General features: G+C 42.8%; 12 protein-coding genes and 2 pseudogenes. 2 read left to right on the top strand and 12 right to left on the bottom strand.

Features of this window, described 5'->3' with window-relative positions:
- The 12 genes and pseudogenes from K6G87_RS03575 to aspS all read right to left on the bottom strand — a co-directional run.
- Positions 1-644 (bottom strand): annotated as a pseudogene (locus tag K6G87_RS03575) (fucose isomerase); the annotation flags it as partial.
- 257 nt (positions 645-901) lie between these two features.
- Positions 902-1,315, bottom strand: coding sequence for an ATP synthase F1 subunit epsilon (gene atpC / locus K6G87_RS03570; RefSeq protein WP_296833999.1), 414 nt, complete (start codon positions 1,313-1,315; stop codon positions 902-904).
- Positions 1,316-1,334: 19 nt separating this feature from the next.
- A complete protein-coding gene (gene atpD, locus K6G87_RS03565) occupies positions 1,335-2,729 on the bottom strand; it encodes a F0F1 ATP synthase subunit beta (RefSeq protein WP_296833997.1) in 1,395 nt (464 codons plus the stop codon).
- A 58-nt stretch (positions 2,730-2,787) separates the two neighbouring features.
- A complete protein-coding gene (gene atpG, locus K6G87_RS03560) occupies positions 2,788-3,627 on the bottom strand; it encodes an ATP synthase F1 subunit gamma (protein WP_296833994.1) in 840 nt (279 codons plus the stop codon).
- A gap of 18 nt (positions 3,628-3,645) precedes the next feature.
- The gene (gene atpA, locus K6G87_RS03555; RefSeq protein WP_296833991.1) at positions 3,646-5,166 is read right to left on the bottom strand and encodes a F0F1 ATP synthase subunit alpha; all 1,521 of its coding nucleotides are present in this window, start codon (positions 5,164-5,166) and stop codon (positions 3,646-3,648) included.
- A gap of 50 nt (positions 5,167-5,216) precedes the next feature.
- Entirely contained in the window at positions 5,217-5,759 is a 543-nt protein-coding gene (gene atpH, locus K6G87_RS03550; protein ID WP_296833988.1) for an ATP synthase F1 subunit delta, read from the bottom strand.
- Positions 5,756-6,268 (bottom strand): F0F1 ATP synthase subunit B, encoded by a 513-nt coding sequence (gene atpF / locus K6G87_RS03545; RefSeq protein ID WP_296833985.1) that lies wholly within the window; start codon positions 6,266-6,268, stop codon positions 5,756-5,758. Before atpF ends, atpH begins: the two co-directional genes overlap by 4 nt.
- A gap of 45 nt (positions 6,269-6,313) precedes the next feature.
- Positions 6,314-6,589 (bottom strand): ATP synthase F0 subunit C, encoded by a 276-nt coding sequence (gene atpE / locus K6G87_RS03540; RefSeq protein ID WP_022758206.1) that lies wholly within the window; start codon positions 6,587-6,589, stop codon positions 6,314-6,316.
- Positions 6,590-6,647: 58 nt separating this feature from the next.
- On the bottom strand, positions 6,648-7,400 hold the full coding sequence (locus tag K6G87_RS03535) for a F0F1 ATP synthase subunit A (protein WP_296833981.1): 753 nt from the start codon (positions 7,398-7,400) through the stop codon (positions 6,648-6,650).
- Between the two features lie 3 nt (positions 7,401-7,403).
- Positions 7,404-7,856, bottom strand: coding sequence for an ATP synthase subunit I (locus K6G87_RS03530; protein WP_296833978.1), 453 nt, complete (start codon positions 7,854-7,856; stop codon positions 7,404-7,406).
- Positions 7,857-7,940: 84 nt separating this feature from the next.
- Complete coding sequence (locus tag K6G87_RS03525; protein ID WP_296833975.1) at positions 7,941-8,213, bottom strand: AtpZ/AtpI family protein; 273 nt, start codon at positions 8,211-8,213, stop codon at positions 7,941-7,943.
- Between the two features lie 286 nt (positions 8,214-8,499).
- Positions 8,500-10,272 (bottom strand): aspartate--tRNA ligase, encoded by a 1,773-nt coding sequence (gene aspS, locus K6G87_RS03520; protein WP_296833972.1) that lies wholly within the window; start codon positions 10,270-10,272, stop codon positions 8,500-8,502.
- 353 nt (positions 10,273-10,625) lie between these two features.
- On the opposite strand from aspS, the gene K6G87_RS03515 reads away from it, so the two are divergent.
- Positions 10,626-10,805 carry a hypothetical protein gene (locus K6G87_RS03515; RefSeq protein ID WP_296833970.1) on the top strand — a complete coding sequence of 60 codons (180 nt, stop codon included), beginning with the start codon at positions 10,626-10,628 and terminating at the stop codon, positions 10,803-10,805.
- Positions 10,795-11,123: pseudogene (locus K6G87_RS03510) on the top strand (hypothetical protein); the annotation flags it as partial. The gene K6G87_RS03515 and the pseudogene K6G87_RS03510, both read left to right, overlap by 11 nt.

Genomic DNA, 11,123 nt, shown 5'->3' with positions numbered 1-11,123 from the left:
TCTCCTGCATGGTTCTTGAAGCTTTCGAAAAGGTCAAGCTCTGAGTTCTCTTCGATCTCTACACCAAGGTTGTAAAGCTGCTTAATAGGAGCGTTACATGCAAGGAAGTTCATTGGACGAGGTCCAAAGCTGATGATCTTAAGATTCTGAAGAGCATATACAGCCTTTGCTACAGGAAGGAACTCATGGATCATATCAGCACAATCCTCAGCATCTCCAACAGGATACTCAGGGATATAAGCCTTTACATTTCTAAGTGCAAGGTTGTAGCTTGCATTGAGCATTCCGCAATATGCATCGCCTCTGCCATCCATAAGGTCATTCTGGCTCTCTTCTGCTGCTGCACAGAACATCTTAGGTCCTTCAAAGTGCTTAGCAAGAAGTGTCTCAGAAATTTCAGGTCCGAAGTTTCCAAGGAATACGCAAAGAGCATCGCATCCGTTCTTCTTAACATCTTCAAGAGCGTTAACCATATCGATCTCGCTCTCAATAATTGTAATAGGGCATTCATAGATGTCCTTAGCATCGTACTTGTCTGCATAAGCTTTAACGAGTGCTTTTCTTCTGTTTTCTGCAAGACTTGCAGGGAAGCAGTCACGGCTGACTGCTACGATTCCGATTTTAATTTCTGGAATGTTGTTCATAATTGCCTCCTACCTTTTACATCTTTTACATTGATCAAGCCTATTATCAGTTGTCTGATTTTGTAATACAACTTAGTAATACAACTGATATATTATTTGTATTTAATACTAAATCATTTTACACCACTTTTTGGAAATTGAATGTTTAATTCTTGCTATTTAATCCTCAAATTTGATTTTCTATTTATTCAACAAAAAAAGAGCTCGGAATATGTGTAAAATCACATGTTCCTAAGCTCTTTTTTCAAATACAACTATTATTTTTTGTTCGCTACATCGGACCTTATAAGCGCTCTCTTGAGCTTGGCTTCTGCAAGCATTACATCCTTGTCTCCAAGTTTGTCTTTGGTTGCAAGACGCTCCTGCGCACGCTTTTTGGCATCCTGTGCACGCTCAAGATCTATATCCTCTTTCCATTCCCAAGTTGTAGCAACAACGCGGCATTCACCGTCCATGACGTTTATCATTCCGCCCATGCATGCTGCTATTCTCTCTGTTCCGTCCTCAAGTATGACCTTTGCAGGTCCCATTCCAAGGGCAGAGCAATAATTGGTATGTTTAGCCATTATACAAACGTCGCCGTCTATGGTACGGAGGATTATCCTTGTTGCCTGTCCATCCAGCATACTCCCGTCAGGAGTTGCTATCTGCAGATGAAACGGAGTTGCCATAGCTCATCCCTCCTTCATCTTATGACTTCTTAGCTTTTTCGAAGGCTTCATCAATAGTTCCGCAGAAGAGGAATGCTGACTCAGGAAGCTCATCACACTCACCGTTAAGGATCATGTTAAAGCCTCTGATCGTCTCCTTCAGAGGAACATACTTACCAGGGATACCTGTGAACTGCTCAGCAACGCTGAATGACTGAGACAGGAAACGCTGTACTTTACGAGCTCTGTTAACAGTAAGCTTATCCTCATCTGAAAGTTCATCCATACCCATGATAGCGATGATATCCTGAAGTTCTCTGTATCTTTGAAGAACCTGCTGAACACCTCTGGCTGCTTCATAATGTTCTTTACCAACTATTTCAGGAGTAAGGATACGGCTTGTGGAATCCAGAGGATCAACAGCCGGATAAATACCCTGAGAAGCTATCTCACGGGAAAGAACTGTAGTTGCATCAAGGTGTGTGAATGTTGTTGCAGGAGCAGGGTCTGTAAGGTCATCGGCAGGTACGTATACAGCCTGAACAGATGTGATTGATCCGTCCTTGGTTGATGTGATACGTTCCTGAAGTTCACCCATTTCAGTAGCAAGTGTAGGCTGGTAACCAACAGCTGATGGCATACGGCCAAGAAGCGCTGAAACCTCAGAACCTGCCTGAGTGAAACGGAAAATGTTATCAATGAACAAAAGAACGTCCTGCTTCTTAACATCACGGAAATACTCAGCAACAGTAAGTCCTGAAAGACCTACTCTCATACGAGCTCCCGGAGGCTGATCCATCTGACCGAAGATAAGAGCTGTCTTGTTGATAACGCCTGACTCACTCATTTCACCATAAAGGTCATTACCTTCACGAGTACGCTCACCAACACCGGTAAATACTGAATATCCACCATGCTCTGTTGCTACGTTATGGATCAGTTCCTGAATAAGAACTGTCTTACCTACACCGGCACCTCCGAAAAGACCAATCTTACCACCCTTAAGGTAAGGGCAGATAAGGTCTACAACCTTGATACCTGTTTCCAGAATCTCACTGGATGTCTGCTGATCTTCGTATGACGGAGCCTCTCTGTGAATCGGCCAATAGTCTGAAGCCTGAATTGGCTCCTTATTATCTACCGGCTCTCCAAGGAGGTTTAAAACCCTTCCGAGACACTCTTCGCCAACCGGCATCTTAATAGGTGATCCGGTATCTTTGGCAGGAGTTCCTCTCATAAGGCCGTCGGTACTACTCATTGCGATACAGCGGACTTTGTCGTCGCCTATGTGCTGGGCAACTTCAACTACCAGACGTGTGCCATTATTATCTATCTCAATGGCATTCATCAGATCCGGCAGCTGTCCATCTTCAAATTTGATGTCCAGTACAGGTCCCATTACCTGGGTTACTGTACCTATATTTTCTGTAGCCAATGATTATCTCCTTTTTATTAGAAAAAGACGTTTACAGTTACTTGCTTCATTCCATATCTTATGAACCGGCTCCCGATACGATCTCTGTGATCTCCTGCGTAATAGCAGCCTGTCTTGCACGGTTATAGTACAAGCTGAGATTGTCGATCATGTCGGCAGCATTGTTGGTCGCATTCTCCATCGCCATGCGGCGTGCACCCTGTTCGGAAGCTGCACTTTCACACATTACGCTGAAGATGATACCTGCAATATATTCCGGTATTATCGCATTGAATGTCTCTTCAGAATTCGGTTCATACATAATAACTTCACGGCCTTCTTCTGACGGTGCATCCGGTGTAAACGGAAGCAGCTGCCAGGTTGTAGGAACCTGTGAAAGAACCGATTTGAAGACTGTTCCGGCCACATGGATCTCATCGAACTCGCCATTTTTATAACCATCACATACGAGTCTCGACATCTCGAAGCAGTCACTGACAGATACATCACCTACCAGTGGGAAAGCATCGGATATTATCTCTCTGTTTCTCTTACGGAAATATTCCAATGCCTTTTTGCCGACAGGAAGGAATGCACATTCCTTACCTTTGGTTTCCTGCTCGATCATCCTGAACATGTTGGCATTATAACCGCCTGCAAGTCCTCTGTCTCCGCCAAATACGATATAGAGTCTTTTCTTGATCTCTCTCTTCTTAAGATATACAGAATCAAAATCAGAGTTAGAATTGGCTATATCGTTAAGCGTCTTAGAAAGGACTTCGTGATAAGGTCGGCAATTTTCAACACGTTCCTGGGCCTTGCGGAGTCTGGAAGAAGCTACCAGCTTCATAGCTCTGGTAATCTGCATGGTGCTCTGCACTGATTTTATGCGGAGCTTGATGCTTTTCATCGAAGCCATGTCAGTTCTCCTTTCCGCTTATGCATTCTTTGTGAACCGTTTTGTATACTCATTAAGAGAATTCTTTAGGGCACCTTCGATCTCATCATCCCATGCACCTGTAGCAGCAATTTTCTCCATTACGGCCTTGCCGCTTTCATTAGCATCGAGGAAATCATAAAGTCCTGACTCATATTCTGCTACCTGAGTAGTATCGACTTCCTTAAGGTAGTCATTGTTAACGGCATAAAGAATTGCAACCTGCTTTTCAACAGGAATAGGAGTTCCTCTGTTCTGCTTTAGAACTTCCACAATTCTTGCACCCTTATCAAGACGAGACTTGGTATCTTCATCAAGATCAGATCCGAACTGTGCGAAAGACTGAAGCTCTCTGTACTGTGAATACAAAAGCTTAAGAGTTCCGGCAACTTTCTTCATGGCCTTGATCTGAGCATTACCACCTACACGGGATACAGAGATACCGGGGTTAACGGCAGGACGTACACCTTCGTGGAAAAGCTCTGTCTCGAGGAATATCTGTCCGTCTGTAATAGAGATAACATTGGTAGGAATGTATGCTGATACATCACCTGCCTGTGTCTCAATGATAGGAAGAGCTGTAAGTGATCCGCCGCCATTAGCTTCAGACAATTTAGCTGCTCTTTCCAAAAGACGTGAGTGCAGATAGAATACATCACCAGGATAAGCTTCACGTCCCGGTGGACGTCTGATAAGGAGTGATAATTCACGATAAGCTACAGCATGCTTTGAAAGATCATCATAAATGATGAGGGCATGCTTGCCGCTATTCATGAAATATTCACCGATAGTAGCTCCGGCATATGGTGCAATATACTGAAGTGGTGCACCTTCAGATGCCGTAGCCGCAACAACTACTGTATATTCCATAGCGCCTGCTGCTTCAAGACTTGCAACAAGGTTGGCAACTGTGGAATTCTTCTGGCCTATGGCTACATAGATACAGATAACATCTTTACCCTTCTGGTTGATGATAGTATCTGTAGCAATGACAGTCTTACCTGTCTGACGGTCACCTATGATAAGCTCACGCTGTCCACGGCCTATAGGGATCATTGAATCGATAGCTTTGATACCTGTCTGGAGTGGTTCCTTAACAGGCTGACGTTCAATGATTCCAGGTGCTGTATGTTCGATAGGATCGAAACGTACAGGCTTGATATCACCCTTGCCATCTATTGGCTGACCAAGGGCATTAACTACTCGTCCAAGTACTTCATCGCCTACAGGAACAGATACAACTCTTCCTGTACGCTTTACAATATCGCCTTCCTTAATTCCTACGTCGGAACCCAGAAGGACGATTGAAATGCTGTTATCTTCCAGATTCTGTGCCATACCGTAAGTACCGTTTGAAAATTCAACCAGTTCTCCGGCCATACATTTTTCCATTCCGCTGGCACGTGCGATACCGTCACCGACCAGGATAACAGTTCCTGTCTCTGCCTGTTCGATAGCGGCGGAATAATGCTTAATCTGGCTTTTTATTATCTGACTAATTTCTTCAGGTTTCAGCGCCATTTCTCATCCTCTTATTCCTGCGCATTCTGCGCATACTTACCCTTAAGGGGCTATACAACTGTATCTTTGATGATGGAATTAAGAGCATCAATACGCTCTTTAGCTGTGCCATCATATCGCTTGCCATCCATGTCGAGACGGATACCACCGATAAGCGCAGGGTTGACATAGCAGGTCATATCGACCTTCTTGCCTTTCATCCTCTCAAGCTTATCATGCAGGGCATTTTTCTGAGCATCTGTAAGTGCTACAGCACTTGTAACAGTTGCTTCTACAATGCCATGAGCTTCGTTATAGAGTCTGCGGTATTCTTTAGCGCATCCCTTAACTTCGCCCATATATCCTTTTTCACACATGAGTTTCAAGAAATTCAGAAGATAAGGCCACATTTCAGCTCCAAAAGCTTCATCAAGGAGCTTTACTCTGTCGTCCTTACTTATGCTGGGTTCTGAAAGAAGCTTTACGTACTGGGGATTCTCTTTCATAAGAGAAAGTACGGTTCCAAGCTGATCCAAAACCAGATCTGTCTGATTCTCTTCCGAAGCAAGCTCATATAAGCTTCCACCATATTTCTTGGCTGTTTCGGTCATCATATAGACGTATCTCCAACATTCTGAATGAATTCGTCAACTAGGTTCTCATGATCCTTTTCGTTTATTTCGCGGCCGATAACCTTAGCTGCGATGCTCATTGCCATAGAACCGATTTCATCCTTGGCATCATTTATCGCACGCTTCTTCTGCTGCTCAATATCATTCTCTGCCTGTCTCTTAATTGAGGCAGCCTCTGACTGGGCATCTGCAACAATCTTTTCACTTTTCTTAGCTGCAGTACTTGTAGCTTCCTTAACGATGCGATCGGCTTCGTCATTGGCTCTGGAAAGGCTTGTCTCATACTGATCTTTAAGATCAAGTGCCTTAGCCTTGGCTTCTTCAGCCTCTTTAAGTGGCTGATCTACAAGTCCCTGGCGCTTAGCCAGAATGTCCATTACAGGTTTGTACAGGAACTTTTTGAACAAAAGAATCTGAATACCCAGGTTGATCAGCTGAACAACAATTGTCTGCCAGTCCAGCGAAACCAATAAATTATATGTTGCTTCCATGGTATTCTCCTTTTCTTGGTTTAGGTGTCCTTATTCCTGACCTTATTAAAGCTGTCCAAGGAAAAGACCCGGTGCAACGAAGATAAGAAGAAGACCGGTAACGAAACCATAAATACCTGTTGTCTCAGAAAGAGCAACACCAAGGATAAGAGTTGATCTGATCTCACCTGATGCTTCAGGCTGACGAGCTATAGAAGAAACTGCTGCTGCTGCCGCGTTACCTTCACCAATACCAGGACCTATACCTGCTATAAGAGCAAGTCCGGCGCCAATGCCACATCCTGCAAGTGCGATACCTTTTGCTAATACTGTTAAATCCATATTTAATTCCTCCTAAGAATTATTAGTTACTGCCTGCTTTTTGATTTGCATAAGCAACTTATTCTGATGCCTGTTTAATGAAAATACATGTTAACGTACAGAAGATAAACGGCTGGATCAATCCACTAAACCAGTCAAAGTACAGCGATGTGATTGCAGGTAAACCAATTTCAAGAATCGGAATATTGGCTGCAAGCCATCCACCTACTACAGGGATAAGTCCCAGTAGTGCAGCACTCGCAAGTCCAAGTGCTGAATAGATCAGGGTGCCGATAACCATACCCGAAAGTATGTTACCAAAGTGACGACAAGCCATTGAAATAGGCGTTGAAAACTCACTGATGATATTCATCGGAAGCATTACAGGCATAGGATCAAGATATCCTTTAAGATATCCGCCAAATCCGTTAGCCTTTATCTTATGCTTGGTTATGAGTATCAATACAATGATCGCCCATCCTGCTTCTGTTGCCAGATCGGCAGTCGGACTCCAGCATCCTCCAACAAGACTTATCATGTTACTTATGATAGCTGTTCCAAACAAAGCTCCTATGAAAGGAATATAATAGTCGAATTTGTCTCCCATATTACCTCTTACGAAGTTATTGAGAAGTTCAACTATCCACTCTGCTATTGCCTGTCTCTTGCTTATACCGGTAACCTGCAGATTTCTACCAAGAAACCAGCACAAAAAGGACATTATGACAAGAACAACCCAGCCCATGATCATTGTCTGAGTGATGTGGATTTCCCCAATCGGCGAGTTTTCTACGATCGTATAAATCCTCGCACCATGAAGATTAATATCCATAAATCAGGATTCACCTCCTTTTACTCCGGCCTCGGAATCCACCTTCTGAGTAAGATTCAGCTTACCGGTTATTTGCAATAAATAAATGGCAAGTTTTGGGAAAAGAAGCGGTATAAGAGCACTTATCACATTGATAAATGGTACAAAAACAGAAGCTACAATCCATAAGCACTGGAGCCCCATTCTCTGAGTGTAGCCTTTCTGAACGCCTCTTCTTACTTCTGCACCTCCATTCTGTGCCGCATCAAGCGATTTCTGAAGTGATGCTGCCATCCAGATAAAGCAGATCATTCCAATGAGAGTACCGCCAACAGCACCGATAACAATAGTCGCATCAAATGAGTACAGGCCGGTTAATGATATTAAAAAACCAACCACAATTTCAACGACGCACAAAATCCCGCACCCGGTAAAAACTCCTTTTACGAGTCCTTTGATATCATCATCTAAATGCATGAAACTTCCCTCCCCTTAAAATGTCCTCTTGAATCTGTCATAAGTAAGTGTCCACATAATATATATTCGGCTAAAAAGCCTATTTTAGTAATGTTTGGAAAAAGAATGACTCTTTGGCTTGTTCTTGTCCGGCCTCTTCTGACCCTTCATAACTATCTTGGTGTAAAACTTCCAAAAGGTCATAAAGCCTGCGCCAAGACCCAAAAAAAGCCCAACAAAATAAATCCACATTCCAAAACCCAAATGTGTGTTAAGGTACCAGCTTCCTGCAAGACAAAGCAGCACGGGCATTATCAGATCAAGCCCCAGCTGGCCAACATATACAAGATATTTAAACGCATTAGACCAATCTCGCATATATACCTTTCATAACAAAAATATAAAATCACGCACGCTCACAAATATTGTAACATAGTGTGGAATTTATACGCAAGAATTAAGCCAGTACACTTGTTTCGTTTTGTTTTTAATAATAATTTACACTCGATTAGACTGATTTTCATAGCACATGCGCCACAGCCTGACATATCAACAATTGCAAGCACAAAATAATCCAATAAATATATTTATCAGCATGTAAAAAACAAAGGTCGTTTAGATGTACATAGCATCTAAACGACCTCAATAATAAATACTTCAATTTTTATTCTTCTGTAGCTGTAGTCTTGATATGAAGCTCTTCAAGCTGCTTGTCTGTTACAAAGCCCGGAGCTCCCATCATTACGTCCTGAGCATTCTTGTTCATAGGGAATGGAATGATCTCACGGATTGAATCCTCTGCTGCAAGGAGCATTACCATACGGTCTACTCCGGGAGCGATTCCTGCGTGCGGCGGTGCCCCATAGCAGAATGCGTTGTACATAGCAGGGAACTTCTTCTTAACGTCCTCTTCACCAAGCTTTACAAGTTCGAATGCCTTGATCATGATCTCAGGATCGTGGTTACGAACAGCACCTGATGAAAGCTCTACGCCGTTAACAACAAGGTCGTACTGATCTGCCATGATTGTGAGAGGATCAACCTCACCTTTTTCAGCCTTAAGAAGGATATCAAGACCACCTGAAGGCATTGAGAAAGGATTGTGGCAGAACTCAAGTTCGCCTGACTCTTCGCCTATCTCGTACATAGGGAAGTCTACTATCCAGCAGAATGCATACTGCTCTTTGTCCATGTGTCCGGGAACAGCTGCGCCAAATGTCTTAACAAGAACACCTGCTGTCTTAACAGCAGCGCCCTTTTCACCAGCAGAAAGAACTACAAGTGTATTAGGCTCAAGTGAAAGTGCCTTAACAACTTCATCCTTCTTAGGTGCTACGAACTTGGAGATACCACCTACAAGTTCGCCATTTTCATCTACTCTGAACCAGTAACCCTTGTTACCTGACTGAACTTCTACAGCTTCCATTGTCTTGTCGATGAATTTACGGCTCTCATGGAAGTCAGATACAACAACTGCCTTGATAACGCCGTCAGCAAATGGAGCGAAGTCAGGTGTGCGAAGAAGATCTGTAACATCTGAAACAATAAGGTCGATACGAAGGTCTGGCTTATCTGTTCCGTATTTCTCCAAAGCTTCAAGATAAGGAATCCTTACAAATGGAGCACCTGATGCTCTGTCATATGTTCCGTACTTGGCAAAGATTGGAGGAAGTACATCTTCGATTACTGCAAATACATCTTCCTGAGAAGCAAATGCCATCTCCATATCAAGCTGGTAGAATTCTCCCGGTGATCTGTCACCTCTTGCATCCTCATCACGGAAGCAAGGAGCTATCTGGAAGTAACGGTCAATACCTGAAACCATAAGAAGCTGCTTGAACTGCTGCGGAGCCTGAGGAAGTGCATAGAACTTACCTGGGTGCTTACGGGCAGGAACAAGATAGTCTCTGGCTCCTTCAGGTGATGATGCTGTAAGTATAGGAGTTGTGATCTCCATAAAACCGTGATCTGTCATAGAGCTTCTAAGAGCTGCTATGATCTGGGATCTTAATATGATGTTCTTCTTAACCTCAGGGTTTCTAAGATCAAGATATCTATATTTAAGTCTTGCTGTCTCATCTGCTTCACGGCTGTGATTGATCTCAAAAGGAAGCTCGTTGTAACGGCAGCGTCCAAGTACCTCAACCTTTTCCGGTACTACTTCAATCTCACCTGTATCCTGCTTAGGATTCTTAGAGCTACGCTCTCTTACTACACCTTCTACAGAAATAGTTGATTCCTTAGTAATTGCCTTGAACTGCTTAACCATATCAGCATTCTCAGCTACAACCTGTGTTGTACCGTAAAAGTCACGGATTACAACAAATCCAAGCTCTGCTCCAACTTCTCTGAAATTCTCAAGCCATCCGCACAGCTTAACCTTCTTGCCTGCGTCTGACAGTCTTAATTCTCCGCATGTATGTGTACGGGACTGCATCTTTATTACCTCCATCTACCTTGTATCCGGCATTGAAACTGTTACTGTAAAAACTTGCCTGTTACAATAATCAGCTACTAAATATATGCGTTAAAACGACTACTATGTTTTCGTTTTCAGCGGCCTTTATAATTTATCATAAATGCCAATCTATAATATCAGAAAAAAATACTCATTTCAATGCTTGGCTATACATGCACATTTTGTGTTAAAAGACCGGTTATTAGTCCTTATATTTTGTACAAAATTTCTTGTATTTTTTTGTTGCAATTTCATAGAAGAGGATTATAATATAATCACCTGTAAACAATTTTGTAATATTTTGTAATAGTTCTTTGAGGTTTCGATTTTATATGTCAAGCATTAGATTTTTATGTATAATCGTTACAGTTGTACTCACAGCAGTTATTTCGCTGTTTATGACCGGCTGCAATAATGAAATGTCTACTACCAAAGCAGCGCAAAGTGATAGTGCAACTTTTGTAATATCTGAATGCGTAGCCTCAGAATCCGGTTCATCTTATGACAATTAAAGACAACTTTCTAAGTCCGGATTATTATCCAAGTTTTACCTGTAAAGGCCCTTTGTGCCGTCATACTTGTTGTAATGGTCTTACCATTAACATGTCCCAGCAGGAATATTTCAAGCTGGTTGGTTTGTCATGCTCTGATGAGCTAAGACAGGGACTGGATCTTGCGATTAAACCTCTTTCAAATCCTGATCCATATAAATATGCCGAGCTGTGCCATGACTTTTTTGGTAACTGCCGCATGCTTATGGACAATGGGTGGTGCCGCCTCCAGTATGAATGCGGTGAAGAGGTGATGACATATGCCTGTAGATATTTTCC

Source organism: Butyrivibrio sp. (assembly GCF_024699075.1).
This window is presented reverse-complemented; position numbering and strand designations above follow the sequence as displayed.

Bases quoted from the DNA above. Each gene is read 5' to 3' on its own strand.
- atpC (WP_296833999.1), bottom strand. From the start codon at position 1,315: ATGGCAACTCCGTTTCATCTGCAGATAGCAACTCCTGACGGGAGTATG.
- atpG (WP_296833994.1), bottom strand. From the start codon at position 3,627: ATGGCTTCGATGAAAAGCATCAAGCTCCGCATAAAATCAGTGCAGAGC.
- atpA (WP_296833991.1), bottom strand. From the start codon at position 5,166: ATGGCGCTGAAACCTGAAGAAATTAGTCAGATAATAAAAAGCCAGATT.
- atpH (WP_296833988.1), bottom strand. From the start codon at position 5,759: ATGATGACCGAAACAGCCAAGAAATATGGTGGAAGCTTATATGAGCTT.
- atpF (WP_296833985.1), bottom strand. From the start codon at position 6,268: ATGGAAGCAACATATAATTTATTGGTTTCGCTGGACTGGCAGACAATT.
- atpE (WP_022758206.1), bottom strand. From the start codon at position 6,589: ATGGATTTAACAGTATTAGCAAAAGGTATCGCACTTGCAGGATGTGGC.
- K6G87_RS03535 (WP_296833981.1), bottom strand. From the start codon at position 7,400: ATGGATATTAATCTTCATGGTGCGAGGATTTATACGATCGTAGAAAAC.
- K6G87_RS03530 (WP_296833978.1), bottom strand. From the start codon at position 7,856: ATGCATTTAGATGATGATATCAAAGGACTCGTAAAAGGAGTTTTTACC.
- K6G87_RS03525 (WP_296833975.1), bottom strand. From the start codon at position 8,213: ATGCGAGATTGGTCTAATGCGTTTAAATATCTTGTATATGTTGGCCAG.
- aspS (WP_296833972.1), bottom strand. From the start codon at position 10,272: ATGCAGTCCCGTACACATACATGCGGAGAATTAAGACTGTCAGACGCA.
- K6G87_RS03515 (WP_296833970.1), top strand. From the start codon at position 10,626: ATGTCAAGCATTAGATTTTTATGTATAATCGTTACAGTTGTACTCACA.